General features: G+C 48.2%; 26 protein-coding genes. 22 read left to right on the top strand and 4 right to left on the bottom strand.

The window, feature by feature from the left end:
* Positions 1-123 precede the first annotated feature (123 nt).
* Both ABRS97_RS17210 and ABRS97_RS17205 read left to right on the top strand, forming a co-directional pair.
* On the top strand, positions 124-768 hold the full coding sequence (locus tag ABRS97_RS17210; protein ID WP_367815907.1) for a TetR/AcrR family transcriptional regulator: 645 nt from the start codon (positions 124-126) through the stop codon (positions 766-768).
* Positions 740-1168, top strand: a complete 429-nt coding sequence (locus ABRS97_RS17205) for a tautomerase family protein (protein WP_367815906.1) — start codon at positions 740-742, stop codon at positions 1166-1168. The genes ABRS97_RS17210 and ABRS97_RS17205 overlap by 29 nt, the downstream gene beginning before the upstream one ends.
* 96 nt (positions 1169-1264) lie before the next feature.
* Here the strand turns inward: ABRS97_RS17205 and ABRS97_RS17200 are convergent, their stop codons facing one another.
* Complete coding sequence (locus ABRS97_RS17200) at positions 1265-1726, bottom strand: GNAT family N-acetyltransferase (RefSeq protein WP_367815904.1); 462 nt, start codon at positions 1724-1726, stop codon at positions 1265-1267.
* A gap of 282 nt (positions 1727-2008) precedes the next feature.
* Here ABRS97_RS17200 and ABRS97_RS17195 point away from each other — a divergent pair, with 282 nt between their 5' ends.
* Positions 2009-2461, top strand: coding sequence for a MarR family winged helix-turn-helix transcriptional regulator (locus tag ABRS97_RS17195; RefSeq protein ID WP_367815902.1), 453 nt, complete (start codon positions 2009-2011; stop codon positions 2459-2461).
* A 111-nt stretch (positions 2462-2572) separates the two neighbouring features.
* Here ABRS97_RS17195 and ABRS97_RS17190 read toward each other — a convergent pair whose 3' ends face one another.
* On the bottom strand, positions 2573-2788 hold the full coding sequence (locus ABRS97_RS17190) for a hypothetical protein (RefSeq protein ID WP_367815901.1): 216 nt from the start codon (positions 2786-2788) through the stop codon (positions 2573-2575).
* A 178-nt stretch (positions 2789-2966) separates the two neighbouring features.
* Here ABRS97_RS17190 and ABRS97_RS17185 point away from each other — a divergent pair, with 178 nt between their 5' ends.
* The 6 genes from ABRS97_RS17185 (at position 2967) to ABRS97_RS17160 (ending at position 9598) form a co-directional block, all read left to right on the top strand.
* A complete protein-coding gene (locus ABRS97_RS17185) occupies positions 2967-4382 on the top strand; it encodes a hypothetical protein (protein ID WP_367815900.1) in 1416 nt (471 codons plus the stop codon).
* Between the two features lie 1396 nt (positions 4383-5778).
* On the top strand, positions 5779-7200 hold the full coding sequence (locus ABRS97_RS17180; protein ID WP_367815898.1) for a copper amine oxidase N-terminal domain-containing protein: 1422 nt from the start codon (positions 5779-5781) through the stop codon (positions 7198-7200).
* A gap of 15 nt (positions 7201-7215) precedes the next feature.
* Positions 7216-7797, top strand: coding sequence for an NUDIX domain-containing protein (locus ABRS97_RS17175; RefSeq protein ID WP_367815896.1), 582 nt, complete (start codon positions 7216-7218; stop codon positions 7795-7797).
* Between the two features lie 90 nt (positions 7798-7887).
* Complete coding sequence (locus ABRS97_RS17170) at positions 7888-8430, top strand: DUF1697 domain-containing protein (protein ID WP_367815894.1); 543 nt, start codon at positions 7888-7890, stop codon at positions 8428-8430.
* Positions 8431-8489: 59 nt separating this feature from the next.
* Positions 8490-9122: a LysE family translocator gene (locus tag ABRS97_RS17165; RefSeq protein WP_367815893.1), complete on the top strand. Its 633-nt coding sequence runs from the start codon at positions 8490-8492 to the stop codon at positions 9120-9122.
* A gap of 35 nt (positions 9123-9157) precedes the next feature.
* A complete protein-coding gene (locus ABRS97_RS17160) occupies positions 9158-9598 on the top strand; it encodes a DUF1284 domain-containing protein (RefSeq protein ID WP_367859121.1) in 441 nt (146 codons plus the stop codon).
* A gap of 61 nt (positions 9599-9659) precedes the next feature.
* Here the strand turns inward: ABRS97_RS17160 and ABRS97_RS17155 are convergent, their stop codons facing one another.
* Positions 9660-10307, bottom strand: a complete 648-nt coding sequence (locus ABRS97_RS17155) for an SOS response-associated peptidase (protein ID WP_367815889.1) — start codon at positions 10305-10307, stop codon at positions 9660-9662.
* 129 nt (positions 10308-10436) lie between these two features.
* Positions 10437-11528, bottom strand: coding sequence for a GGDEF domain-containing protein (locus ABRS97_RS17150; RefSeq protein WP_367815888.1), 1092 nt, complete (start codon positions 11526-11528; stop codon positions 10437-10439).
* A 169-nt stretch (positions 11529-11697) separates the two neighbouring features.
* Here ABRS97_RS17150 and ABRS97_RS17145 point away from each other — a divergent pair, with 169 nt between their 5' ends.
* The 13 genes from ABRS97_RS17145 to ABRS97_RS17085 all read left to right on the top strand — a co-directional run bounded on the left by ABRS97_RS17145 (position 11698) and on the right by ABRS97_RS17085 (position 26671).
* Positions 11698-13905: an AAA family ATPase gene (locus tag ABRS97_RS17145; protein WP_367815886.1), complete on the top strand. Its 2208-nt coding sequence runs from the start codon at positions 11698-11700 to the stop codon at positions 13903-13905.
* A 419-nt stretch (positions 13906-14324) separates the two neighbouring features.
* The gene (locus ABRS97_RS17140) at positions 14325-14894 is read left to right on the top strand and encodes a Pvc16 family protein (protein ID WP_367816017.1); all 570 of its coding nucleotides are present in this window, start codon (positions 14325-14327) and stop codon (positions 14892-14894) included.
* 12 nt (positions 14895-14906) lie between these two features.
* The gene (locus ABRS97_RS17135) at positions 14907-15713 is read left to right on the top strand and encodes a peptidase associated/transthyretin-like domain-containing protein (protein WP_367815884.1); all 807 of its coding nucleotides are present in this window, start codon (positions 14907-14909) and stop codon (positions 15711-15713) included.
* A gap of 131 nt (positions 15714-15844) precedes the next feature.
* Positions 15845-17578, top strand: coding sequence for a phage tail sheath subtilisin-like domain-containing protein (locus ABRS97_RS17130; RefSeq protein ID WP_367815883.1), 1734 nt, complete (start codon positions 15845-15847; stop codon positions 17576-17578).
* Between the two features lie 58 nt (positions 17579-17636).
* Positions 17637-18071, top strand: a complete 435-nt coding sequence (locus ABRS97_RS17125) for a phage tail protein (protein ID WP_367815881.1) — start codon at positions 17637-17639, stop codon at positions 18069-18071.
* A 105-nt stretch (positions 18072-18176) separates the two neighbouring features.
* On the top strand, positions 18177-18554 hold the full coding sequence (locus tag ABRS97_RS17120) for a phage tail assembly protein (protein ID WP_367815879.1): 378 nt from the start codon (positions 18177-18179) through the stop codon (positions 18552-18554).
* On the top strand, positions 18509-18754 hold the full coding sequence (locus tag ABRS97_RS17115) for a DUF6760 family protein (protein WP_367816015.1): 246 nt from the start codon (positions 18509-18511) through the stop codon (positions 18752-18754). The genes ABRS97_RS17120 and ABRS97_RS17115 overlap by 46 nt, the downstream gene beginning before the upstream one ends.
* 7 nt (positions 18755-18761) lie before the next feature.
* Entirely contained in the window at positions 18762-19253 is a 492-nt protein-coding gene (locus tag ABRS97_RS17110; protein WP_367815877.1) for a phage tail protein, read from the top strand.
* Positions 19254-19271: 18 nt separating this feature from the next.
* Complete coding sequence (locus ABRS97_RS17105) at positions 19272-23750, top strand: autotransporter outer membrane beta-barrel domain-containing protein (protein ID WP_367815875.1); 4479 nt, start codon at positions 19272-19274, stop codon at positions 23748-23750.
* Positions 23751-23791: 41 nt separating this feature from the next.
* On the top strand, positions 23792-24418 hold the full coding sequence (locus tag ABRS97_RS17100) for a CIS tube protein (protein WP_367815874.1): 627 nt from the start codon (positions 23792-23794) through the stop codon (positions 24416-24418).
* Between the two features lie 4 nt (positions 24419-24422).
* Positions 24423-25511, top strand: a complete 1089-nt coding sequence (locus tag ABRS97_RS17095) for a phage late control D family protein (protein ID WP_367815872.1) — start codon at positions 24423-24425, stop codon at positions 25509-25511.
* Entirely contained in the window at positions 25511-26236 is a 726-nt protein-coding gene (locus tag ABRS97_RS17090; RefSeq protein ID WP_367815870.1) for a phage baseplate assembly protein V, read from the top strand. Before ABRS97_RS17095 ends, ABRS97_RS17090 begins: the two co-directional genes overlap by 1 nt.
* Before the next feature lie 33 nt (positions 26237-26269).
* Positions 26270-26671 (top strand): GPW/gp25 family protein, encoded by a 402-nt coding sequence (locus tag ABRS97_RS17085; protein ID WP_367815868.1) that lies wholly within the window; start codon positions 26270-26272, stop codon positions 26669-26671.
* Positions 26672-26678 lie beyond the last annotated feature (7 nt).

The following is a 26678-nucleotide window of genomic DNA, read 5'->3' as shown; positions in this document are numbered from 1 at the left end:
ATGGTTAGTGATCTTTTCGTTTATCCGAAAGTGACCGCAGTGCGGATCTTCGGAAAACCACTTCGATCTGCGATAGATCCTGCTACACTTGACACAAAATATACCGTACGGTATGATTTTGGTATGAATACAAACAAAGCAGAAAAAACAAAAGCTTATATAATTGAAAAAACATCACCTATTTTTAATAAGAAGGGTTATTGGGGAACATTTTTATCAGACTTAACCAGTGCAACGAAACTTACTAAAGGTAGCATATACGGTAATTTTAAAAATAAAGATGACGTTGCGGCGAACTGTTTTTTATTCAATGTTAACAAAATTACAGATGAGATTTATAGCAATTTACAAGGAGCTAAAAATTCAATAGAAAAATTGCTTGTTTTTCCTAAAGTGTATAGGGAAATTTATAAAGATATTATTGATAATGGTGGTTGTCCGATTGCAAACACTCTGATTGAATCTGATGACACCCATCCTGCTTTGTATAAGCTTGCATTGGACGTCATTCATCGTCTGGAGCATAACCTGATCTCAATCATTGAAGAAGGGAAATCATGCGGGGAAATTATTCATACGGCTGAATCACAAAAGACCGCTCAAATGATGATAACTTTATTTGAGGGAGGAATTATTTTGTCAAAGTCAACGGATAAACCCAGTTACTTATTAAATGCCCTAGAAATAGTTGAAGAAATGATTAACTCACTGGTTTTATATGACGGAAGGGAGAAAAAATATGCCATATGCAGAAATATCAATGAATAAGAATTTCATTACAGATGAGGAAAAGTCTGCTTTGTCAATGAAGTTGACAAAAATCCTTATTGAATCAGAAGGTTTGAAAGACAATCCTATTTCACGTTCAATAGCGCTACTGGATATTAAGGAATTCGACACTTTATACGTCGGGGGTGAAAAAAGCAATGAGGATAAAGTTGTAATAAAGATTTACGGATTTGCAAATGCTTTCAATGAAGAAATAAAAAAGAAATTATTTTCTGAAATTACTGATGCTTTCATTGCTGTTAGTGATAAAACACGATTAAAGAATGGAAGAAATATATGGTGTATGATAATACCTCTGGGTGACTTTGATTTTGGTGTCGGAGGAATACCTGTAACATTGGAATTGACAAGGCAGCTTGTCTCATCACATTTGGAATAAAACATCAAAAGCCAGAATAAGCCCATATCTGTTAATTGAAAGCTTCTTCAGTTCAACTTAACAGGGAAATGGGCTATTTTATGTTCTAATTAAAAATTAGCGTGTAATTTCTTTTGTCATAAATACACTGTGGGGATCCTCAAGGTAATCCGCAAACGGACTGCAATATTCAAAACCGAATTGTTCGTATAATTTTCTGGCGGCTGTGAAACCTTCAGTAGAACCTGTTTCTAAGCTCAGACGGCGATAGCCTTGCTGTCTTGTTTCCTCAATGATATGAGCGAGCAATTTAGATGCGACGCCCTTTCTGAGATGCTTTGTAGAAGTACGCATTGATTTGAGTTCACCGTGATGGTCACCCAGGTCTTTAAGAGCACCACAACCTAAGAGCTCTCCCTGTTCCCAAGCACTCCACAAGGTAATGTCCGGCGCCTTTAATTCATCCAAATCTAACGCGTGCACACTCTCTTCCGGGGATTGTTCGAGCATGCTCTGTAAGTGCTCACTGACCAATGCAATTATTTCAGTACCGGTCAAATCATCGACTTTGATTTCCATAAATTCCACTCTCCAATTTATATTTAGTTCGATAACCGAGTTTTTTGTAAAACCCTTCTGCTTGAAGTTGGCCCATTGTAAATAGGCCAGGAAATGTTCACATTGACCATCCAGTTTTTATGGGATTAATCTTTCTCACTCCTTTCTGCATTTATTTTTTTAGCATAAATCGTCATAATGAAACCAACGACAATAACAAGTATATTAAAAAAATATTATGTTGTAAATGCAACTTGTATTTGCATGTTGATAATGCAATAATAATGACGGGAAGGTGATCGAATGAGAGAGATACTTCGTGAAGTTGGAATGATCGCGAGAGCATTGGATTCAGTAAGTAATATTGAGTTCAAGGAAATAAATCTTACAAAAGGGCAGTATTTATATTTGGTTCGCATCTACGAAAATCCAGGAATTATTCAAGAAAAGCTGGCGGAGATGATTAAGGTGGATCGTACAACGGTAGCTCGTGCGATTCAAAAACTTGAAATCCAAGGCTTTATTGAAAAAAAAGATGATGAAATGAACAAAAAATTGAATAGGCTGTATTCGACTGAAAAAGGGAATCAAGTCTACTCTTTTCTGAAGAGAGAAGCGGATCACACCGATTTGGTTGCTTTGAAGGGGTTCTCCAAAAAAGAAATAGAAGCACTGTTTCATCTGCTGCACAGAGTTAGAAAGAATATCGAAGTGGATTGGGAATTCGTAAAGAAAGGCAATAAAAGAGAATACTGACTTCAGAAATGTAATAAAAAGGACGCTCCCACGTTTCACTTGGGCTACGTCCTCCTCCTATTCCCGTTAGTGAACAAGGCTGCCGATTGCGGCGGCAGTTGCTCTTTCGGGCTAGCGCTTTTTCATTTCAAAAAATTCGCACGCATCGCGATCGTAGTACGTCAATTCGCTAACGCGCGTTTGGATGACAACCATTGTATCGCTGAATCTTACGATAAGCGCATCGGAGTCCACGATATGGTCGTCTTTGAAAACACGCACGTTGGCCTGCCGCTCAACCGCCTCCTGAAAATCAATATCCGTTACTAATCGGTGGTTTCTTGCCATCGTTAATATCTCCTTTGGTTTTACCAGCTCTCCTTATTGTACCACAGGTTACACCTTCTTTTGTGACAAGGGCTGGTCAGGATTGAACTGTCAGAATATTCACGCGAACCCACGCCCAGATCTCCGCATACAATGTAGCACTAGTCGTTGTGTGTAAAGAGAGGATGGGTGATTTCCGATGGACATTCAATTATCGCCGATTCATTGGGTGTATCTGGTTTTTATTGGCTTTATTCTTGCAATGCTCATCAAGAGAAGAGATACGACGATGATTTGTGTTGTCGGTATCTTCGCCCTTGGGCTGCTTGCCACAGAGACGCTAAGCGGCTCGGTATCAGGGGTTTTCAACAGCTTTATTTATGCCACCAAAGAGCTGATGGGCACCATAATGATTATTTCCATCATCGTCGCCATGAGCCGCGTTCTTATTCGAACCGGCATCAATGAAACGATGGTTGCGCCGTTGACCCGGTTTTTGCGAACGCCTTCATTGGCGTTCTGGGGGATCGGCATCATCATGATGGTGACGTCGTTCTTTTTCTGGCCGTCGCCTGCTGTGGCTTTGATCGGCGCTGTGCTGCTGCCAGTAGCTGTGCGAGTCGGTTTGCCGGCGCTTGGAGCGGCTATGGCCATGAACCTGTTCGGCCATGGTATCGCGCTTTCCGGCGACTACATCATTCAAGGCGCGCCGAAGCTGACGGCGGATGCCGCCGGCCTGCCGGTGACGGCGGTCATGGAAGCGAGCATCCCGCTCGTTATTGTGATGGGTCTCGTCACGACCATTACGGCGTTCTGGATGATGCGAAGAGATATCAAAAACGGGACGTGGAAGGACGGTCTGGTTGCGAGCGCTTCTGGCGGAGGCCCTTTGGGGGCGGGAAGCGATAAGGCGGATGCCAAGGTCTCGATTGCGCCCAAGGTTAGGAAATGGCTCGCTATCCTGATTCCGCTGCTCTTCGCCACAGACGTAATAGCGATGTTCGTTCTTAATCTGCAAGGTGGCGATGCGACTGCGCTGGTCGGCGGTACAGCCGTGTTCATTCTCATTGCTGTGACGCTGCTTGCGCATCGTAATGATGGATTAGAACAAACGACTTCCTATCTAATCGATGGTTTCGTATTCGGGTTCAAAGTCTTCGGCCCTGTCATTCCGATTGCCGCTTTCTTCTACCTGGGCGACTCCGCTTTCGTGGAACTTTTCGGCAAAGTGCTTCCGCAAGGCTCGCACGGAATCGTGAACGATCTCGGCGTCGCGCTTGCCCAGCATGTGCCGCTGAACGGTGCGGTTGGCGCTGTGACGTTAACGGCCACTGGCGCCATTACCGGCCTTGACGGTTCCGGCTTCTCTGGTATCTCCCTCGCAGGATCGGTTGCCCAATTGTTCGCAACCGCCCTTGGCTCCGGAGCGGCTACGCTAACGGCGCTCGGGCAAGTCGCCGCCATCTGGGTTGGTGGCGGCACTTTGATTCCGTGGGCGCTGATCCCTGCGGCAGCTATTTGCGGGGTGAGTCCGTTCGAGCTGGCGAGACGGAATTTGAAGCCAGTGCTCCTCGGTCTTGCTGTCACAACGGTTGTGGCGATGTTCTTGGTGTGAGGATGGGTAAACCCGTTGCTGCCTTGGCTTTCAAAGCAGCGCCGGGTTTATTTGTGTTTTATGAGCTCGCGGGGCGGAGAGATTCCGCACGTATCGTGTGGTACGAGCATTTGGCAGGATGGACGTAGAAGATCCGGAAGTGCTACAGCGGTTTGGAGTATTGAAACGTCGCCTCGATCTGCGATAGATCGTCTATTTGCACGGGTGAGGGGAACGCAGGTGCGATCTGGAAGTGCCGTAGCGGTTTGGAGTATTGGAATACTGCTTCGACTGGGATAGATCGTCTTTTTGCGCAGGTGAGCGGAACGTGGGTGCGTTAATAGGGGGATTTTCGGTTGTAGGGACAGTTTCGCGGAACGACCGTGCGTTATGAGCAGGAAATGCTGGGTTGTAGGTACGATTTTCGCTGATTTAACGCACCACAGTTCCGCTTCAGGGGGAGAAAAGGGATATTACCGTGGAATAAGGCATCGTAGTTCCGCCGATATCGTTGTGCATGGTGAATAGGCGGTCCGACAGTACCTTCTCGGTTTCCTTGCGAAGCTTGTTGTAGGCGGAATGTACCCGGAGTCTTACAGGGGTGTTTATGGATAGGAATACCGGATGGAAGACAGGTTAGGGGAAAGAGAAGTGGAAGGCAGCTCAAAGTAGAACAGAGGGAATGGTTGCGGGGTGGAAAACCCATAGCGGCCGCCTTTAAAGTCGTGTTCGCACCACCTTGTCCAGTCAAGGAACACGACTTTAAAGGCGGTCGGAACCCCATCTCCAATTCATATCCGGCTCCCTCCCCATGCTCAAACGTATGAGTTTAGATGAGGACCTGAGGCAAAGAGATGGCACTGTAAGCGGTTCACCGAACCATTGGATTTTTTGAAAGACGTGATCATGAGCGGGCTAGCGGAACTACGGTGCGTTATGGCTAGTCATAACGGCTTGAATGGGCATTTCGCGGAACTACAGTACGCTATGCAAAAGAAATGAGGAGTTTCACGCTAGCAATTACCTGTTTAACGCATCACAGTTCCTTGTCACTATTAAAATACAGGAAGTTTAAAGAAATAGCGCACCCTAGTTCCGTCGTTACAGTTGGGCGATAACCCGTGATGGAAAAGAGAAGTAGAAGGCAGCTCAAAGTAGAACAGAGGGGATGGTCTGGGGTGGAAATGCCATAGCGGCCGCTTTAAAGTCGTGTTCGCATCGCCTTGTCCAGTCAAGGAGCACGACTTTAACAGCGGTCGGAATCCCATACCCAACCCACTCCTCATGCGCGAACATATGGTTTATACCAAGGACGCCGCGAGGCGTTTTCCTTGTTTGTAAAACTTTTACAATGCTATTACGTCTATGATTTGTAGGACATATCAAAAACCCAATTATGCGACAGGAGGCACCATGCATGCGATTCAAGCGTCTTATTTTGACGCTGTCTGTTGCGTTAGCGACATTCGTTGTTCCACGAGCTGCGCTTGCAGCGGCAGATCCTTTCGTCGACCCTGCTAATCCTAACGGGGATCTGGTTTTCAATCAGAACGTGACCGCATCTGTCTATCAGGCAGACCAAGGCTCTCAATTTCGCACAGCCTATACATTCAGCGACGGTTCCGTCGGCGTATTCGCAACAACCACACTCGAAAGACCTTATTCACCCTTGGGAAGTGAAACTGTTGAGCCAGAAAAATTGTGGAAAACACCCCCCACCGATACATTGTATCGCTTGGATGCAGAGGGAAACCTGCTCGAAAAAATAAATATTCCAACCTTAATCGAGCATCCCTTCTCGCTCAAAGGTCCCAGAAATATCGTTAGAAGCAATAGCGGTACGTACTGGGCTATACTGCAAGGAACAATGCGCGATACGATCGGCACACCCCGAGGTATTGTAACGACCGATTTGCGTTCTCACGAAATCGTCAGCTTTGATGCAGCTGGAGCGGCGAAAACTGTGGATATTCAGCCTCTTTTGCCTGAAGTGACGAGCCCTGCCATCTCCTATATCGCGTTGAGCGAGGATAAGCTTTTTGTTTTTGTTGATGCGTACATGCTTGTTCTTGATGCCCAAAACGCTTCGCTCCTCAGCAAAGTGAAAAATGATTTGCTGTTGGCCGCCCCCATTGCCCTGAAGCATGGCGATATTGGATTTTTCAAAGGGGATGAAGGCAAGCTTTATGCCTATGCGGCTCCTTTTCCCGGCACATTGACACCTGAAAACGCAAGCGGCATACTTAACTTTGCTGATTTTTCTCCAGCTTTAAAACCGGTTGTTCAAGCATCGCTTACCCAGGTCAGAACGGACGAATTTGCCTATGACAACTATGGGATTACGACGGTCATTAACCCGACTGCTGAACAGCCTGTGCTCATTCAAGCTTTACAATCTTCATTGTTTACCAGTGTTTGTGTGAACTGCCCGAAACAGTTGTTCTTGTACGTCATTAGTCCAACGAAGCAGGCTATCATTACTGAATCCGTGATTGAGGTGCAGGAAATGCATCCGATCCGTGTTACAATGAATGGAAGGCCGATTGTCTTAAATTCGCCGGTCTATTATGATGAGGAGAATGGTCATGTGTGGCTTCCGCTCAGAGAAACCTCTGAAGCGTTGGGGGCTAAGGTGGGATACGACTCGGAGAATCGCATCATCAGCCTGCAGCTCCGCGGTCAACAGACCCTTATTCATCAGGATTCGCCGGAAATTGAAATGAAGACCATGATCACTTACGGCAAAGCTTACGTTAGTATCCGAGCGTTAGCCGAGCTTCTCGGTATTGAAATTTCATGGAATCAACAGACCTATACGGCGGAGCTAGGGCAGAAATAGAAGGGTTGGAGTGCGATGGAAGCCAAATTCTGCATGTCCTGCGGGGCAGCATTAGAAACTAGAGATGTTGACGGAACCTCACGAAGAGCATGCACCGTGTGCAGTTATGTCCATTGGGGAAATTACAGTGTTGCCGCTGGTGCGCTGGTCATGAGAGAAGGGAAAATGCTGCTTGTGCGCAGAGCTCAGGAGCCTGGTAAAGGCAGATGGACGAATCCTGGCGGCTACATTGAGCAAATGGAGTTGATCCATGATACGATTCAGCGCGAAGTGCTTGAAGAAACAGGCGTGGAAGCGGTTGTCTCTAGATTAATAGCTGTACGCGATTTGCCAAGAAGCATACATAATCTATACATTGCTTTTGAGATGGAATATGTGAGCGGAGATCCCGAACCGGATGGCGTCGAGGTGGATGCGGCAGGATTTTATAGTCTGGAAGAAATGGAAACGATGAATGTCGCTGATTTCACGCGCTGGCTCGTTGATGTTGCCATGCATGCTGAATCCGCGGGCTTGGTTATCGACGAGAACCCTATTGTTCCTCTGCAAGGATATGGCCTGTATCGTGTGCCGGACGCCCGTGCCGACCGGAAATAAAAGAAAAAGCTGCCTGTTGCCTGAGGACGGGCGGCTTTTTCTGCCTTTAGAAAAACGTGAAAGTACATAGAACAAAGGAGCGATAGCTTAATGACGATATACATAGGTTTTCTGCGTGGCATTAATGTTGGCGGCAAGAACATGCTCAAGATGGCTGATTTAAAACGAACGCTGGAGACGATGGGCTTTTCCAGTGTGCAGACGTATTTGCAAAGCGGCAACTTTCTATTGGTCTCTGAGGAGGCAGCGGAGCCGCTTCACAAGCGCATTGAGCAGAAAATAAGCAGCGTGTTTAACATTTCACCTACAGTCGTGCTGCGTACAGCCGAGGAACTGGATCGTATTATTACAGCTTGTCCGTATGCCGCAGACGCTTTGGTGGAAGGAGAGAGCATACAACTTTCCTTGCTAACGGAAGTGCCTCCGCTGCAAACGACCGACATTTTGAATAAAAACAAAAGTGAAATCGACGAATTCCAAATACTGGAGCGGGAGATTTACTTCCTGTTCCGCCAAAGTGTGCTGGATTCCAAGCTCGCAAGCAATGTCCAAAAGCTCGGCGATATAGCGACGACGCGTAACTGGAATACGATCGTCAAATTAGCTTCGTTGGCTAAAGCGATACAGGCGTGATTGTTGAATGTCTAATGGCAATGATGACCAGGTTATGAACTGACGAAAGAGGTGTAGATATGAACGGAATCATGAACTACGAGGTATTTCTGTTGACAGGCATTCTTTTAAATCTGATTCCTGGCGCTGACACCATGTATATCGTCGGAAGAAGTGTCTCTCAGGGGCGAAATGCCGGTGTGTATTCGGTTTTTGGCATCGTTAGCGGTTCAATCATCCACACGTTGCTTGTTGCTTTCGGTTTATCCATCATTCTTACAAAATCCCTTATCCTGTTCAATATCATTAAAATAATCGGTGTTGTTTATTTAATTTACCTAGGGATTCGAATGCTTTTGGATAAATCCAATGCCAACTTTCATGCTTCTGATTCCAGTAAACAAAGCATATTAAACATATATATACAAGGGCTTTTGACCAGTCTTACGAATCCGAAAGTTTCTTTGTTCTTTATTGCCTTTCTCCCGCAATTTGTTGATACGAGGGCTTCTGGCCCGATTCCTTTTATGATTCTAGGGTTCACCTTTACGCTTACTGGCTTGTTGTGGTGTTTATTTATTGCTTGTTTTTCATCGTTTATGACCAAAAAAATAAGAAGCAGCCAGCGAATAGGCAACTATTTAAACAAAATTACAGGCATTATTTTTATTGGGATGGGATTAAAGTTGCTTCAAACGAAGGCTCCTCAATAAACATGACCTGAATGAATATATGGCGGAAGGAGGGCATGGCATTGGCAATAGGGCTCCGTGGTCATCATCTGCTTTGCTTGCTGGGCTATAGGGGAATGGGATATTCGGCACAGTTTTGCGAAAATATGACCGCAATTTATGAGACGCTTCGCAGTCAGCCTGAGACCCTCATACGGATCGTTCTAGGACCCGACGATCTATGTGCGGCCTATCCGAAGGATCAGGAATCGCATTGCGAAGGAAGAACGGTTTACCAAAGAGATGCCGAGATTGTGGAAAAGCTTGGTTTGCAGGTAGGTATGGAGCGAAGCTGGTCCAGTATCTGCACGCAGGTTGCCAAGCATGTTGCGCCGAGCGACATAGGCCACTTGTGCGCCACCTGCAGGTGGCAGTCTTATGGGGTTTGCGCGGAAGGGGTGCGCATTATTGCCGAGGGCGGGGAGCTGCCTGCAGTCCCTGATAAACAGGCGCAGTAAGATCGGAACACGAAAGGGCCGCCAATGTCATGGAAGTCGACAGAGGAGACCCTTTTTCTTTTTAAATAAGCACGCTCACGTCTCCGCTGGTTTCCATCTTCTCCGCAGGAGATGACAGCACATTTGCTGCCATGAGCAAATCGTCCGCAGGACGAAGCAGAGATCTGAGCTCGTATGGATCTTTCAGTTCCGGCTGCAGCCACATCGCCGTTTGTTCTTGATCCAGAATGGCAGGCATGCTGACGTGAAAAGGCGAGACGAGTGGATTCGCCTCCGTCATTAGCATCATGCACGTGCGCAGCTCCTCCTCGCTGGAGGGAGCTTTCCACACATCATACAAGCCTGCGATGCCGAATGTGCCGCTGCGCATTTTAAACCTGATCCACTGGGTTTCCTTCCCCTCGGTACGGCTTACATAAAAGCTGGTGCAAGGAATGACGCAGCGCTGTTTGCTTACAATACGTTTGAAGACGTCATTGGTGAAAACGGAATCGCGATCCCCGCATACAGCCTCTCTTGCCCAGAAAGGCATGAGACCCCAGCGAAACTCATCGAGCAGCCGCTCTCCCTTCCGATTGGTCATAATAGCCGAAATGGATTCGGTAGGACGAATCTCATAGCGGTTGGAATTGTAAGACAACAGACGATCGATGTGGAACTTTCTGACGAGTTCAGACACGTCGGCAAGTATAGATATTGATGTGCACATGGCTACTACCACCTCATTTGATTTTGGCTATTATTTGCCTATTCAGCCAAATTCATGTATGAGGCGAAGAAGTAAAAGTCCTCACTCAAAAAAACCAAGCTTGGAAATGTTCATTTCCAAGCTTGGTTGCTATTTCTTCATTTGCGCAAAAATCTGATTTTTGCCGCTTCTCTTGGCCAAATACAAGCATTCGTCAACGAGTTGAAACCACGCTTTTTTCTTGGTACTGCGATTGTATGAAGCAAGTCCGATACTCATGGTCAACTGCTGCTCTGGCATTTCAGGGATAGCCAAATCTCGTATGGTTTGCAGCAAATGCTCACATAAAGCTAACACATCCTCGTGCTTTTTGCCGACGAAAATAACGGCGAATTCCTCGCCTCCATATCGAAAGGCCATATCATCTGTACCCATGACCTCTTTTAGCGTACAGCCTATTGTTTTGAGGACGACGTCGCCAACCCAGTGACCATAGGTATCATTGATATGTTTGAAATTATCGATATCCATGAGGGCTAATTCCAATGGGGTATCATAAGGCATATGCGAGATGAGATGATCCGTGTGCTCTTGGAAAGAACGGTGATTGAACAGTTCGGTGAGCGCATCAACCTTGGATAACCGCTCGATCATCACATTGCGTATAAGCAGCTCCTGTTCTCTGCGGGTAGAAATTTGAAGCTGGGTAATGAGATCGAGCCCTTTATTCATAATAGCGAAGCATACGAAAGTTGACGCGGAGATAACGGTAGCCGACACAATGACTTGATAAGGAGTAATTGCCATTCCGCGATACGTATTCCAAGTAATTATGCACGTAAAACATAAGAGACCTAAAATATAAGAAAAGATAATATGTTTTCTTTGGAAATATACGGAGGATAAAATAATAGGAATGCATAATATTCCGTACTTGTTCGCCAATTCCGGTATGGTGACGAGATAGATACAAACCATAGTCATTGTCCATATAATCATGATAAAATCACTATAATTGGGCAGATATCGCTTCGCCGTATAACCAAAGGCCATGAGTATGAGCTGCAAGGAAGTTGGCAGCACTTGAAAACGAAGCAGACTATAGGACCAGTGATCCGGGTTATCGTAGTAATCGAAGAAAAACCCAAGCATGGCAGCGACTTCATATATCAACAAGATCCACCATAACATGTGAATCAGCTTGCGGTTCCAAACGTTGTCATTGAGCTGGAGCTGTTCCATCTTTGATGAGGCCCCTTCCTGTGTGGTAGCAATCGGTAGTCGAGCACCGAAGGAACATGGGTAGAAACTAGTACAAGTATTGTAAAGAAAAATACCTCATTTAGGCAAGAACATTTACATGGCCAAATCGGGCACCAAAAAATAAGAATGGTTGGATATCAGGAGGATTATGTCAGTTCAGGGCTACAAACATGCGTGGGAGCATTACACGGAAGAGCTTACTTTGATCGATCAAAAGCTTCAGCTTCTATATAAACGTCGTCAAATGCAGACGCCAGACCCGCAAACGGATGCGTTTCGCGGGATGTTTGTTTCTGAGGACGAGTTCATGCGGTTACTTGGCGGGCTTCCTGCGGAACCATTGGCTGGCGGTGATGAAGATGAACTGCTGAGCGTCATTGACCATTGGGAAAATCGCATACAGGAGCGTCTGCAAGCGAGTAAACAGGCAGGAGTCTTCCTTCCGCTAGCGTATGTATCTGCAGTCTTTGGCTTGTCTCTCATCGAGGAACGCATTGTTATGCTTGGACTGGCTATAGAACTTGATCGTAAATATGAACGGATTTTCGGCTTTCTGCAGGATGATCTGACGTGCAAAACGCCGAACATCGGCCTTGCTCTGCAAATCGCCGGCGCCAGCCCGGAGGAGGCAAGGTCGGCGCGAACGACCTTCACGGCGCCAGCGGGCAGGTTGGCGCGATATTTCCTAAGCTCTAATGAGCAGGAAACGGGGAGCAGAACACTCTTGTCCAGGCCGCTGCTTCTGGATAAGCGAATCATCGCGTTCCTGCTCGATTCGGGCGAGCTGGATCCGAAGCTGAAGCCCTCTGTGGACATTGTGTACCCAGACGGTGAACTGGAGCCGCTGCTCGTTCAAGCGGATTTCCAAGATCGGCTTCAAGCTTTCATTCGTGAAGCCTATGAAGCACCGGCAGCCATGCGCAAGCGGCTGGCCTTCCATGTTTGGGGGCCTGCCGGCGCAGGCAAGCAGCTGCAGATCAAGCACTGCAGCCGTCACTTCGGCAAGCCGCTGCTTGTTGTGAATCTCGCGGAAGTGCTTCTGGCAGCGACGAGATTCGAGGACCGGCTGAGCGCGATGATCCGCGAAGCGATTCTGCATCAAGCCATGCTGTGTTTCACACGGCTGGAATCGCTCTATCCGGAGGAGCCGGATCACGCTGCGCAGCAGCGGCTGCATCAGTTCCACGAGCAGCTGGATGGTTACGGCGGAATTGTCTTCTTGCTCGCCGGCCGGGCAATCAGGCTGGCGTGGAAGCCCAAGGAGCGGCTGCTCCTTGAACATGAATTGAAGGTGCCGGCTGAAGGGGAGCGCGAGCGGCTATGGAAGACGTTCGCGCAGGAGCTTGGCGTCAGCGCTGACGTGGATTGGCGGGTGATGAGCGGCAAGTTCCGCTTCACCCCCGGGCAAATCCGCAGAGCGCTAACGCTGGCGCGAGGCTACTCGGCCTGGCAGCGGGAGCCGGATGAGCGCTCCCGAGAAGCCGCTGCGCCTTTGCAGACGGCGGCGCTCTATAAGGCGTGCTTCCAGCAGGCGCTGCACAAGCTGGAGCGCAAAGCGTCGCGCATCGAGCCGCGCTACGGCTGGGCGGATGTGATTCTCCCGCCGGAGCAGAAGGATCAGCTGCGTAATGCTTGCAATCAAGTGAAATACCGCAGCGTCGTCTATGGCGACTGGGGCTTTGAGAAGAAGTTGGCCTACGGCAAAGGCCTGAGCATGCTGTTCGCCGGCCCGCCGGGCACGGGGAAGACGATGTCGGCGCAGGTTGTAGCGGGTGAGCTTCAACTGGAGCTGTACAAAATCGATCTTTCGCAGGTTATCAGCAAGTACATTGGCGAGACCGAGAAGAACCTGCATGAGATTTTCGAGGAGGCGCAGCTCAGCAATGCGGTGCTTTTCTTCGACGAGACGGATGCGCTTTTCGGCAAACGGTCCGAAGTGAAGGATTCGCATGATAAATATGCGAATATCGAAACGGCTTACCTTCTCCAAAAAATGGAGGAGTATTCGGGCATTACTGTGCTTGCGACGAACTTGTTAAACAATATCGACGAAGCCTTTTTGCGGCGAATTAATTATGTCATTAAATTTCCTTTTCCAGACAGTGAGTACCGTGAAATGATTTGGCGATCCATGTTTCCGGCAGCTGCCCCGATCCATGACGACGTCGACTTCAAATACTTGGCGCATAACTACGAAATCGCTGGAGGCAACATCAAGAATGTAGTTATTTCGTCCGCATTCCTGGCAGCCGATGCAGGGGAGCCGATTCGAATGCGTCACATTATCAAATCTATTCGTCACGAGCTCCAGAAATCGGGGAAAATCCTTGCTCGTCAAGAGTGGGAATCCTATTAATATACGGGTTATCGCTAAAATCTATAATTTTCTGAGTTCGAGGAACTGCCGTGCGCTATTTGCCCAATAAATGTTAGATTCCATGAGTCAGGGGAACTAGAGTGCGTTATTTTAATGTTTCCGACAGCCAAGACCCTCATTTTCGAACAATAGCGCACTCATGATCCGCTACGTTAAATACATAGGACGTTTTTCACAGAATAGCGAACTGTAGATCCCTTCCTCCGACATAGATAGTGCGATAGTTAGTGCGATTAAAAGTTCAATAGATGAACTTGGTAAGTAACAAAAAGAATCTTATAGTCATCCTAATGAATTACAATTATAATATAAAAAGGTACACGATTTGACACAATCTCTACGTTTAAATTGTGAAGCAGGTCATAGATTCGGAACGTACCAGGCAGGAGTGAAACCCCATAGGCGACTATTCGGTAATTGCTGATGTCAGCGCTTCATTAATTAAGCTGCTTAGAGAAAATATGACTCCAGACCCTATCCCGCAACCGGAGATGATCGGCCTTGCATCGCCAGTTGATAAAGGGGACTTCTATCTTTCTCTCTTTCTTTATAATATTAAAGAAAGCGGGGACAATCGGCGTACGCAAATGATTGCCAGAGGCACAAATGAGATTCAATATCCGCCGATGGCTGTAGAGCTTTGCTACCTGTTAACGGCACAGTCTCCCGCCGAATTGCAGTCCAGAGCGCTGGATGAACATAGAATTCTTGGAAGAGCTATGCAGGTTCTCTATGATAACTCTGTATTGAGAGGTTCCATGACGCTGGGCACATTGGCAGAGAAGGACGAAGAAGTACGCATCGTTATGGATCCTATTACAGGCGGCAGCATGCTTAACATGTGGAATTTTGCCGACACGCCCTATAGACTTTCAGTCAGTTACTCAGTTGGTCCTGTAAATATCGACTCTACGCGTATTAAGACGACAAAACGGGTTTTGGAACGCGATTTTCGTATAGAAGGTTAGGAGGCTTCCGCGTTGGAGCACATTCGCGTCGCTCATTTGAAAACTCGCGTATCCTTGGTCGCGTGCATATCCGATTCACTTACCTCAGAAGCTCCACTAGGCACAGCAACCACAGTTTATCTTGATGGTATCCGCTCGAAAGCAATCAGCAAATCGAACGGCTCCTATATATTTAGTGATTTGCCGCAGGGCGATTATACGCTCTGTGTCAACACAGAGCATTATTTTCCCGAACAACGCAGCATCTCGATTGGGACAGCGAATTCTTTTCAATTTGTGCAGCTTATGCCGCTGCCCTCTTATCCGTTTTCTCCTGGCACAGGCCTCATTAGAGTTGTCCTGCAGGATGAGAAGGGGGCTCCGATGAAGGATGCGTCGTTGACAGCGACCATGCTTACGGAAGAATGCGCCGCTGCTCGGTTGATGTTGGATCAAATTGACAAAGGAGATACCGAACTGATCTTGGGTTCCTTAACGGGAATAATCAGCGTAGGCGATTGTTTTTTGCTGCGCGGACGAAGTTCCAAGGAAACGCAGGAGGTCATCCGAATCGCGGAGGTGCTGGAGAGCCAGAAACGGTTCAGGCTGGAGAATCCGGTGAAGCACGCGTTCAATCGAGGCGCGCTGCTGCTTCCCGTTCAGCAAACCCGCTCAACGGAGCGGGGGGAGGCGGTACTGGCTTTTCGCGGAGGGCGAATTCCGGAGTTTCAGGTTCAGCTTGAAATTGCCCGAGGAGCCAGCCGGAAGCCGAATGTCTTGAAGGAGGTGAGGGTGGCAGAAGGAACAACCACCAACCTCGGCAAGATTCAACTTACATAAAGCTGGGCTCAATTAGCAGAATGGACACGTCCATCTTCTATACTAAATCACAAGCAGAAAGGAGAGAACTGGTTACATGTCTGCAGCCGTAACGATTGGCAAGAAGCGCAGCAGACAGAGACCGGGGAACAATGGCTGATTATTTATCACCTGGAGTCTATGTAGAAGAGTTTGACAGCGGGGCACAACCGCTGGAGGGTGCAAGCACAAGCACGGCAGGGTTCATAGGGCTTGCGCAAAGAGGGGAAATTCAAGGTATTCCTCAATTGGTTACAAGTGTAGCGGATTTCCATCGTTTGTTCGGCAGTTATTTGTCGGAGAACGAATTCGGCGATTATCGCTTCCTTTCTTATGCCGTGGAACATTTCTATTTGAATGGAGGCTCGCGTTGTTACGTCATGCGCGTTGCTCCATCCGATGCGAAGCCAGCAACGAACCAAGGAGAGGGCAATAAGGAATCAGCGATCCTGAGCATCTCTTCCAAAAACCCTGGTACTTGGGGCAATCAAGTTCGCATTGTGATCGTTCCTTCCAGTAAAGCAAAAACACAAATCTATGAGGTGCTGAGCGAGAAACAGTACCGCGTAAAAAATAATGCCGGCTTTAACGTTGGCGATGTGGTTGCTTTTGAAATTGCGGGCGCTAAACAATATAACAAAGTTGTCACTTCACAGGATAACGTTATTGAACTGGCTGAAGCTCTTGAAGGCGATGTCGTAGATGCAAACTTGCTGCCTGCCAAAGTGTTAACTACAAGCGAATTCACGGTGCATGTATTCTACGGCGATGAAGCAGAGACCTATGAAAAAGTGTCCTTGAACATCTCCGCAGCGAATCATATCGAGAAAATTTTGTCTCGTTCTAATATCATTACCGTGAAGGATTTGACAGACGGCAAAGACCTTGGCGCTGTGGCTCCTTTCGAGGTGCTTTCCGGCGAAGACGAATCCACTGGCAAATTTCAGATCGCTCTGTCTGGCGGAAGCAACGGCTCCATTGCCAAAGTAACGGCTGACATTTTCATGGGGACTGACAATGGACCTGGCAAACGCACGGGCATCCAGTCCTTCATCGACAACGACGTGGTCAGCATTATGGCGATCCCGGGCGTAACCGATCCGAACGTACAGTTGTCCCTCGTGGCGCACTGTGAAAATCTTGGCAGCCGTTTTGCTGTGCTCGACATCCCGCGCGAGAAAACAAAAGTAGCGGACGTCATGACGCACCGCAACATTTTTGACAGCAGCTACGCCGCAATGTATAATCCGTGGCTGCAAGTGTTCGATCCATTAGACAAGCGCAACATCTACATACCGCCATCTGGCTCTGTCATCGGTATTTACTCCCGCTCCGACCAAACGCGCGGTGTGCAAAAAGCGCCTGCCAACGAGGTCGTTCGTGGCGCAGTAGGTCTTGATTGCCAGTATAACAAGGGCGAGCAGGATATTTTGAACCCGCAGGGCGTTAACCTGATCCGTCACTTTGCCGGACAAGGCATCCGCGTTTGGGGCGCTCGCACAACTTCATCGAATGGCTTATGGAAATATGTAAACGTGAGACGCTTGTTCATCTTTATCGAGGAATCGATCAAGAACGGCACGAACTGGGTCGTTTTCGAACCGAATGACGAGCAGCTTTGGGCCCGTGTACAGCGTACGATCGATGCGTTCCTGACACGCGTATGGAGAGACGGAGCTTTGATGGGCGGAAGTCCTTCCGAAGCGTTCTATATCAACATTGGTCGCAGCACGATGACGCAAGATGATATTGATAACGGTCGTCTGATCTGTGTGATCGGCGTGGCGCCGGTGAAACCTGCCGAGTTCGTGATCTTCCGCATCACGCAGAAAACAAGAGAAGAATAGGCGAAGCATAGGCTCGCGTGAACGTAGCTATTTTGCATATTAGGAAAGGGGTAAATATATGGCTGGCGAACGTAAGGATCCATACCGCAATTTTAGATTCCGTATTGAAGTGGAAGGTATTCAACAAGCTGGTTTCAGTGAAATATCCGGCTTTGACGCGTCTTTATCGGTAATTGAATACCGTGAAGGCAATGAAACAATTACACCTCGCAAGCTCCCTGGCTTGGCGAAGTACGGCAATATTACCCTGAAATGGGGCGTTACGGATTCCTTGGATATGTACAATTGGATGTCCGAATCCATTCAAGGTAAAATTTCTCGCAAAACGGTAACGATTATCGCTATCAATGAAGAAGGCGCTGACGTGGCTACATGGCAAGTTATCGAAGCATGGCCGTCCAAATATACGGCTCCTAACTTCAATGGTTCCGGTAACGAAGTAGCGATCGAGAACCTTGAGCTTGCTCACGAAGGTATGACACGCACGAAGTAATGGTACGTTAGAGCAGGTGCTGGGGCTGGTAGCCCTGGCTCCTGACTCTTCTTTTTTTCAAAGCTGATGAAGTCAGTTTTCTAACTCTAAGGAGGCAATCAACCCATGGCTTTCAAAACGGAATATGAATTCGAGCTGCCTAGAGGATATGTCGACGATAACGGAACGCTGCACAAAAAAGGCGTGATGCGATTAGCGACGGCTGCAGATGAAATTTTGCCCATGCGCGATCAACGCGTTCAGCAAAACCCAGGCTATCTGACGATTATCCTGCTGACACGTGTAATAACGACGCTTGGCGATTTGCGGGCTATAGATACACGGGTGGTTGAGAAGTTTTTTACAGCAGATCTGGCTTTTCTGCAAAACTTTTATCGCCAAATCAATGAGATGGAAGTGCCAAGGGTACATACAGCCTGCCCGAAATGTGAGCATGAATTCGATGTGGACGTGTCTTTTTTGGACGAGATGGCGGGGGCATAACGGGTTACCCCATTGACAAGATCTATGAGGAAGCGGGTTTCATCGCTTACTATTTTCATTGGAATCATGATGAAATCATGTCAATGGAGCATCGGGAGCGCCGCAAATGGTGCGAGGAGATTTCCCGCATCAACCGCAATTTGAACGACGATGGCAGCAAAAGACCAGACAATCCGTTCGATGTGTTTGGTAAGAGGTGAGTAACTGATGGATGCGAATGAAATAAAAAGGCTAAGAAGGCTGCGCAATAAGGAAAAAAGGCTGAATAGATCACATGAAGTGGGTGGAGCTTTCCGCTTCGTCGTAGAGCTGGATGGGCTGATTGTCGGAGGCTTCTCCGAGGTAACGGGCATGCAGTCCGAGACGGAAGTCAAGCCATTCTGGGAAGGCGGCGTAAACTCGCATCCCCATTATATGATCGAGCATACGAAGTATCCGAATATTGTGCTCAAAAGAGGCATTACAGACTCCAGTGAGCTATGGGAATGGTACGATAGCGTAACTAGAGGCAAGATCAGGCGCAAGAACGGCTCGGTTATTTTAAATAATACGGCTGGGAATGAAGTGTGCCGATGGAATTTTTTTAGTGCTTTTCCAGTGAAATGGAAAGGTCCCGATTTGAACGCAACGGGTGGAACTGTGGCGATTGAGTCTATCGAGCTGGTGCACGAAGGATTAAAGACCATTTTCAAAAAATAAGGAGCTGGGGGGTTGTTCATGGCATCCCGACAATCGCATATCCCCCTCGTGAAACAGAGGAAGAGCTCCGCTCAAGCCGTATCGTCTGTCAACAGCGCTGCAGGGCGCACAGGCAGGCAATCGAACCAGTTTGCTTCCGGCATTATGGGCAAATATGGTTTCTGGCGAAACAACTATTTAGGCTTATTGGCGTTAATTTTTCGGCAAAATGGACTGCTGTCTGATGACGAATTGTCATCACTGGCAGGATCTAATGAGAAAGAATGGGTAATCCAGCTTCAATTGCAACTGCAAAGCCTGCAGCATCCGGATTCGGCGCCTCTCGCTTCGAAGCGGGAGACGATTCATAGGTTGGAGCAATGGATAAAGCGTTATGGGCAAATGCTTCCGCAGACAGGTCCGATAGGCCCTATTTCATCTACGGTGCAATTGAAAGAAAGACCGGCAGCTGTGCAGGTGAAGGAATCTTCGGAACAGGAACAGGAACAGGAACAGCCCGTCAAAAAGAAAGGCCGCAAAAGTAAGAAGAACAGCAAGACAGCAAAACCTGAAGAAACTACAACCCTCATGCATAGCGGGCATGCGTCACGACTGGAGTGGCGAGTGCAGCAACTGAATGAAGGGCAACGCGAGCATCAAGAACTGCAACCGGAGCGAAAGCGGCAAAAGCTGCGTGATCGCCATCAAGATCAGCAAGGGTTGACTAACGGTCTTGGTGTTTTGAAATGGTCTTCAACTCCTAACGAAAACAAAGCAAGCTCACCGTTGATTCAGCGTGCATTAGGGCAGCTCTCCGCTGCCGTGAGAATGATCTCTCGGCAAAATAGCGATAAAGAGCAAGCAGCACGTCTGCCTCTGGTGAGCCCGATTAATCATAGAAGGTTAACATCATTAATTAGTAAGCATACTCATGTTATCCGGCATGTTGAATCGATTCGCAGTACGTCTAAGCGGCTGGAACAGTTTCAAGATGGCAAGGAGGGCATGAACGATTTAAGCGTGTCGATGGCAAGCGTTAATGCTTTGCCTTCGCTTACTGATGCAGTGGAGACGATTCTTGCTGGGAAGCGGGAATTGAAGCTATTCGCTGATCGCGGACGTAGAGCGGAGGTTCGGGCTTCAACACAGGCTTCGGTCTTTAAGCTGGGAGAAGGTCCGTTCACAACGACTTCTGTTCCGGCAGCGGTTCGTTTTATCGAGAGCTTGTTGATGCGCAGCGCTAAGAATAATGAGTTGGCTTCAGTCACTTCTGAAGCAGGTGTGCAGGATTTCCCGCGAATGGAGCTTGCGCATCGTAGAAATAATGAGGACACAAGCGATGCTGGCGTGAAGGCTGCTTTACCAAATAGCAAGCCTAACGAGAATAGCTCATCTGTGGCAAAAGGATATTTAACGGCTGCAACAATACCTAACGCCATTCAGGCTTCAAGTCTGACCTCGAGCATTCCATTTGCGATGCGTAGCGTGGCTGGAACAAACCGCAGATTAGCACATCGCAACCCAGCGCAAGATCGCTTTCTCCCGCAAAAGGAAAGTGACCGTTTGCAATTTGTGAGTAAGATGGATAGCGCTGAGCATTCCATAGGGAGTTCTCGCGAAATTGTACAGTCCAGCCGTCTACAGCAAGTGGCTTTTGGCGTGAGAATCGCCCGACAAGCAGCTCAACAAACGGCCGAGCAGGGATTTTCCTCACTTTTTGCACAAAAAAATGCAGGGCATAACAAAGAGAATGATCCTAGACAAGCAAGTATGAATACAATGGTAAGTTCAATGGCTGAGGCGCAGCATCCGATGGATAGCCTCCGTGCAGTAGCGGAGCTGGCTCCTAAGAATACGTTATTTCGGAGAGTAAGTAGAATTCATAGCAATGAAGGCGCTTTGGACCAGCTATTTAATGGTCGAAGGCCTCAAAAGAAGTCTGCTGAATCAATCGCTACGACTCCAATGACGATAACTTTATGGAAATCGATCAGCACTCGGAAATCGGAAAGTTTGAATTCCGATAGGTCATTTCCTGGGAGAAGAAAAGCCTCCGCTTTTGATGTAAGCAATGACAGGAAGGAACAGGTTGAGGGAAGCATAGCTCCTTTCACAAAAGTTCTGACTAGCGCAGATGCGACATCGGAAGGAAGCGTAAGACGAAGTCTGGGAGCAAACGGTACTTCAGGACTGCACGCTCGTGCAAGATCGATTACAAGTGTGGGTTCAGATACTTTTGGAAGTGCGCGAATGATAGCGGTTAGAAGTGATCGCACGAATGCGGGGAACAATGGTAATGTTGGTGCAAGTACAGGTGCAAGTGGAAGTGGAAGTGGAAGTGCTAGCGCTAAAACAAGTGCAGATACAAATTCAAATATTAATGCAAGAATACATGCTAGTTTAAAGGCAACAGCAGGTTTAGGTGGAATTAATAGTAGTGCAAGTTCAAGCGCCGTTGCACGTTTAAGTGCAAGCAGTAGAGGAAATGTAGATGCAACTAATGCAAATGTAAGTAGTGGTTCCAATGTATTTACAAGAAATAGTGCAAGTTCAAGTGTTGTTGCACGTTTAAGTACAAACGCTAGAACAAATGCAGGTAGAAGTTCAGATGCAATTGCAAGTAATTATTTAAATGCAAGTACAATTGATCATCCAAGTGCTTATGTAGGCAATAGTGGAATAGCTGGAGAAAATGATGATGCAAGCATAAATTCACATGCAAAAATAAATGCAAGAGCAAGTACAAATGCAAGTACAAGTGCAAGTGCAAGTACAAGTACAAGTACAAGTACAAGTACAAGTGCTAACGCAAATGTAAACGCCGATGTAAATGTAAGTAAAGCAAGTTCTATTTCAAGTAATAGCTCGGATGCACCTACAAGTCCCAATGTAAGTTCAAGCAGCAGTTCACATGCAAATGGTAGCGCCAGTGATAGCGCAATACTAAGTCATACAGCGAATGAGTTTACAAAGACGAAACTAACGGGGCAGCCAGGTTCCAACGTAATTGAACAACAAGGTGTGCAGCGCAGCGTTCAATCAGCTTCACGTGTCTATCCGAACTTAACTCCACAAGGATTTGTGTGGGCTGCAGCTAGAAAATTACTTACGTTGAAAGATCCTACTGTTCTTTGGGGAAATCGCCATTCCGAGTCATATGCAGACAGAGGGGCGAGCTCAGGGCTTGTTAATCGAAGTGTTTCATTGAACGTCAATTTCATTACGAATAAAACGTTGCCGTCCGCTACGAAAGCGGGTATAAAGGCAAGTTTAGATATGCAGGGCCATCGTATTTTGCGAAAACCCTTTACAACAGCAAATGGTAAAAGGTTCGAACATCGGCTTCTTTCTGATGAAGGTTCAGTGTCCAGCTCCAGGAGTTTTCTGGAGCAAACGAATTTGGCGTCTGAGCTTGCTGCAAAAATTACAAGGAACAGCTTGCAGCGCGTAGGTACCAGCTTGGCTTCGGGAGCAGGAGAATTGCAACTGCAGCAGGCGCCGGAAGGGCCTGCAGTATCGGGGACATCCCCAACTGATACGGTTTGGAGAGAGCCTGCGAGGAATCACGGTGTTGAAGCGGAGGGAGAAAGCAGTTCTCGTGCTCCACTCTCAGATGTGGTTCAAAGGCGGGCTCAAGCAACCGAGCAGGTGCAGCAGCCGGTTAGCTTGCAGGCGACGGCAAATGTTTCAGCTCCTGGACCTGATAGAACGGGCAGGTCTGGAACGCGCGCGCTGGAACACCAACGCGCGCGGGAAGTACGGCCTGCTGCCGCTTCATCGGCAGCAAGGGCAGGGACTGGCGCTGCGGCTTCGCGCGCGCCGATGGCTCGCCAGCCCGTACGCATGACACCGCGTGTCATGCCGCTGCTGGCGAGCGGCGCAGGAGCGCTTCGCGCCGCTCCTGCAGGCCCCGCTGCGGCTTCGCCGGCCGCAGCGGCAAAGATACTGCCCGCTCGTGAGCCGGGCAGTCGGATATTGGCGGCGGCCTTCGGCAGCGCCGCCGGCCTGGCCAGCAGCCTCAACTGGGCTGCTGCTGTAACGGCAAAGCCGCTGCCCACGCAGGTGCAGCGGCAAGTGACTTCCGGCGTGCCGAGTATGGGCACGCCACGACACAGCGCGCCGATGCTAGGCGCGCAAGCGACACGACTGCTGCCGAAGGATGGCAGCAGTATCGCGAGTAGCGCTGCGCAGCAGGCGCTACTGCTGATGGACGCAGCGAGACCATCGGCGCAGCCGGTCTCGCATATGATGCTGGAGCACAAGCAGGCTCCAGCTCCGGAAGCCAGCGCGCTCGCTGAGACGCCGCTGGATATGGACTGGCTGCGCACGCTGAGGAGCGATGACAGTGCCCAGCCCGTCGCAGCGCCTGCCGAGCAGGCAGCGCCGCAGCTGGACATGGAGCAGCTGCAGGAGCTTGTGAAGAAGCTTCCGCAACTGGACGTTGGCAAAATCGCGGACAAGGTTTACCGCGAAATCGAGAAAAAAATGAAGTTCGAACGGCAACGTCGCGGACTATAACGCTATAGCAAGCCAACAAGCTTAGAAAGGAATGGACGCCAATGGCCCTCAAGAAAGCCATGATTATCGTAGACAAGGGAAATAGCAAAGAGAGAGTGGACGTGCTGTTCAACCCGAGCGAGTATTCCCTCGACACGAGCAACAGCTATTCTTGGGAAACAGTGCCGGGCATGTCCATGCCAGTCGGACAGTTCGTCAGTGGCGGCACGACTTCGCTGACGATGGATTTCTTTTTTGATACCTACGAAAAAGGGACCGATGTGCGCAAATATACGAAGAAAATTTCTGGGCTTCTGGACGTAGAAAAGGAGCTGCACGCACCGCCCATATGCAGGTTTGTCTGGGGATCGCTGGATTTTAAAGGCGTCGTGCAGAAGGTGGCGCAGAGCTTCACGATGTTTTTGGAATCTGGCATTCCGGTGCGCGCCAAACTTAAAGTGACGTTCGTCTCCTGGCACAGCAAGAAGGAGCAGTTGCAAACCATCCCGCGCCATTCCGCGGACCGAACGAAGCAGAAAATGCTGAAACAAGGGGAGCAGCTCTGGATGATCGCCGCCAAGGAATACGAGGATCCCGGTTTATGGCGTGAGATTGCGAAGGCCAACCAAATCGATAATCCGCTGAAAATTCAAACGGGACGCCGCATTTCAGTCCCAAGGCTGGATTAATCCGATGGGCATCCAACTGGAATCGAGCTCCTTTACCTATGATGAACTGGGTAAGAAATATAGAGATTTTTTTGCGCCGGGCTATAAAATTACCGTAGACGGCAGTGAAATTTCAGATAATATAGCCATTTCCACCATTCGTGTGGAGACGTCAATTGATGGTACAGCGGATTCGTTTTCTTTCCGGATAACGAATGCTTACGACATCATGTCAAGCGACTTTCAGTGGCTTTCGATTTTTACGCTAGGCAAGGCGATTGAGATTAGCTTAGGGTATGTGGATAAGCTAGCGCCGGTTTTTTCCGGTTATATCACCTCGGTAGTTATCGATTTCCCTGAAGAAGGGACGCCAGGTTTGATCGTGCGCGGGATGGATTTCTCCTACCTCATGATGAAGGGCACGAAATCGCGCTCGTGGAATAACAAAAAATACAGTGATGTTGTCAACGAAATTGCCAAAACCTATGGAGCTAAAGTCCATATTGATGCGACAACGACGCTTTTTCCAACCATTTCTCAAAGTCGTATTAATGACTATCATTTTATCCAAAACTTGGCCAATCTGGTCAACTACGATTTTTTCGTCGTTGGGAAAAATTTATATTTTCGCAAACCGCTTACCAATATGACACCGGTGTTAACGTTAGAACTGGGTAAAACCATTCGCAATTTATCGATTGATATGAATTTGGCCGAGCAGTTAACTGGTGTAACTGTGCGCGCATGGGATAACAAGGAGCTCAAAATTATCGAAGGTGTGTCCGGCACGATCCAAAAGCTGGGTTCCAACGCGAAGACAGGGAAGGATTTACTAGCCTCAAGCGGGGATTTCATAGAAAACATATACACGAACGTAACCTCTCAGGAAGAGGCCAAGAGCTATGCGGAGGCGCTGCTCAACCGGCGTTCAATGAAGCTGATCAGTGGATCGGGCGAGTGTATTGGCATTCCGGAAATTCGCGCAGGACGCTACATCAAGCTTGATGGGGTAGGCAAAAAATTAAGTCAGACCTACTATTTGACGAGCGTTACACACGTACTTGACGATGGTGGTTATATGACACGGTTTCAGATAGGGGGGAACGCGGTATAATGTTCGAACTTCCGGATATTACGCTAGGCAGCGCAGCAGACTTCGCCAGTCAGAAAGTTGGCGGCGTAATGGTCGCCATGGTTACGAACAATAACGATCCCGACAAGCTGGGACGTGTGAAACTCAAGCTTCCCCTGCAGGAGACAGAAACGGAAACGGACTGGGTTCGCATCGCCACATTAATGGGCGGCAAAGACATGGGCAGCCTGTTTCTTCCCGAGGTGGGAGATGAAGTGCTGGTTGCTTTTCACCTTGGCGAGCTTCGCCAGCCGTTCGTGATTGGCATGTTGTGGAATCCGAAAAATAAACCTCCGGCCCCCACGGATAAAAACGATCTCCGCAAAATCAAGTCGCGCTCAGGGCATGAGCTGACGTTTAATGATAAAAGCGGTGAAGAAAGCATTACGATCAAAACTAAAAAAGGCCAAATCATTGAACTCGTCGACAAGGATGACAGCATTGAAATCGCGGATCAAAGCGGCAACAATCAGATTCTGATCAAAGGCGGCTCTGCCAATGAAATTACCGTCAAAAGCAGCGCGACCAAAATTACTTTGAACGCCAAAGGCGATGTGTCGATCGAAAGCGCGAAGGAAATCAAAATCAAGTCGACGCAAGTGAACATAGAGGCTTCTGCGACGATGGCGCTTAAAGCGGCAGCTTCTCTGGATATTAAATCGGACGGGATTATCAATATCAAAGGCAGTTTGGTGAAAATCAATTAAGTGCAATGACCACGTATGAAAGGATGTGCCCTCATGTCGGAAGCATTTTTGGGACGAGGCTGGAAGTTCCCGATTCAGGTAGATCCTGCGACGGGACGGATCCGTATGTCCGAATATGAAGAGGACATTGCCGAGGCGATCCGTGTCATTCTCGGTACGACACAGGGCGAGCGAGTGATGCGTCCTGGCTTCGGCTGCGGCGTACAGGAATTTGTTTTCGGGCTGACCGATGAAACAACCTTGCATTTGCTGGAGAGCAGCATCAAGGAAGGCATTCGTAATTGGGAACCCAGGGTGGAAGAAGTCGAGGTAGAAGCTGTCCCCGATCAGGATGAACACGGGAAAGTGATGATTCGAATTTCTTATCTGGTTCGCACGACAAACAATTTATTCAACCAGGTGTATCCGTTTTATTTACACGAGGGCTCGAATTAAAGAAAGA

Source organism: Paenibacillus tabacirhizosphaerae, from assembly GCF_040812395.1.
Lineage (GTDB): Bacteria > Bacillota > Bacilli > Paenibacillales > NBRC-103111 > Paenibacillus_E.
Note: the sequence above shows the minus strand (reverse complement) of the source record. Positions and strands in the feature narration are given on the sequence as shown.

Excerpts from the sequence above, each read along its gene's own strand:
- ABRS97_RS17210 (WP_367815907.1), top strand. The coding sequence starts at position 124 with ATGAATACAAACAAAGCAGAAAAAACAAAAGCTTATATAATTGAAAAA.
- ABRS97_RS17205 (WP_367815906.1), top strand. The coding sequence starts at position 740 with ATGCCATATGCAGAAATATCAATGAATAAGAATTTCATTACAGATGAG.
- ABRS97_RS17200 (WP_367815904.1), bottom strand. The coding sequence starts at position 1,726 with ATGGAAATCAAAGTCGATGATTTGACCGGTACTGAAATAATTGCATTG.
- ABRS97_RS17195 (WP_367815902.1), top strand. The coding sequence starts at position 2,009 with ATGAGAGAGATACTTCGTGAAGTTGGAATGATCGCGAGAGCATTGGAT.
- ABRS97_RS17190 (WP_367815901.1), bottom strand. The coding sequence starts at position 2,788 with ATGGCAAGAAACCACCGATTAGTAACGGATATTGATTTTCAGGAGGCG.
- ABRS97_RS17185 (WP_367815900.1), top strand. The coding sequence starts at position 2,967 with ATGGACATTCAATTATCGCCGATTCATTGGGTGTATCTGGTTTTTATT.
- ABRS97_RS17180 (WP_367815898.1), top strand. The coding sequence starts at position 5,779 with ATGCGATTCAAGCGTCTTATTTTGACGCTGTCTGTTGCGTTAGCGACA.
- ABRS97_RS17175 (WP_367815896.1), top strand. The coding sequence starts at position 7,216 with ATGGAAGCCAAATTCTGCATGTCCTGCGGGGCAGCATTAGAAACTAGA.
- ABRS97_RS17170 (WP_367815894.1), top strand. The coding sequence starts at position 7,888 with ATGACGATATACATAGGTTTTCTGCGTGGCATTAATGTTGGCGGCAAG.
- ABRS97_RS17165 (WP_367815893.1), top strand. The coding sequence starts at position 8,490 with ATGAACGGAATCATGAACTACGAGGTATTTCTGTTGACAGGCATTCTT.
- ABRS97_RS17160 (WP_367859121.1), top strand. The coding sequence starts at position 9,158 with ATGGCATTGGCAATAGGGCTCCGTGGTCATCATCTGCTTTGCTTGCTG.
- ABRS97_RS17155 (WP_367815889.1), bottom strand. The coding sequence starts at position 10,307 with ATGTGCACATCAATATCTATACTTGCCGACGTGTCTGAACTCGTCAGA.
- ABRS97_RS17150 (WP_367815888.1), bottom strand. The coding sequence starts at position 11,528 with ATGGAACAGCTCCAGCTCAATGACAACGTTTGGAACCGCAAGCTGATT.
- ABRS97_RS17145 (WP_367815886.1), top strand. The coding sequence starts at position 11,698 with ATGTCAGTTCAGGGCTACAAACATGCGTGGGAGCATTACACGGAAGAG.
- ABRS97_RS17130 (WP_367815883.1), top strand. The coding sequence starts at position 15,845 with ATGGCTGATTATTTATCACCTGGAGTCTATGTAGAAGAGTTTGACAGC.
- ABRS97_RS17125 (WP_367815881.1), top strand. The coding sequence starts at position 17,637 with ATGGCTGGCGAACGTAAGGATCCATACCGCAATTTTAGATTCCGTATT.
- ABRS97_RS17120 (WP_367815879.1), top strand. The coding sequence starts at position 18,177 with ATGGCTTTCAAAACGGAATATGAATTCGAGCTGCCTAGAGGATATGTC.
- ABRS97_RS17110 (WP_367815877.1), top strand. The coding sequence starts at position 18,762 with ATGGATGCGAATGAAATAAAAAGGCTAAGAAGGCTGCGCAATAAGGAA.
- ABRS97_RS17105 (WP_367815875.1), top strand. The coding sequence starts at position 19,272 with ATGGCATCCCGACAATCGCATATCCCCCTCGTGAAACAGAGGAAGAGC.
- ABRS97_RS17100 (WP_367815874.1), top strand. The coding sequence starts at position 23,792 with ATGGCCCTCAAGAAAGCCATGATTATCGTAGACAAGGGAAATAGCAAA.
- ABRS97_RS17095 (WP_367815872.1), top strand. The coding sequence starts at position 24,423 with ATGGGCATCCAACTGGAATCGAGCTCCTTTACCTATGATGAACTGGGT.
- ABRS97_RS17090 (WP_367815870.1), top strand. The coding sequence starts at position 25,511 with ATGTTCGAACTTCCGGATATTACGCTAGGCAGCGCAGCAGACTTCGCC.
- ABRS97_RS17085 (WP_367815868.1), top strand. The coding sequence starts at position 26,270 with ATGTCGGAAGCATTTTTGGGACGAGGCTGGAAGTTCCCGATTCAGGTA.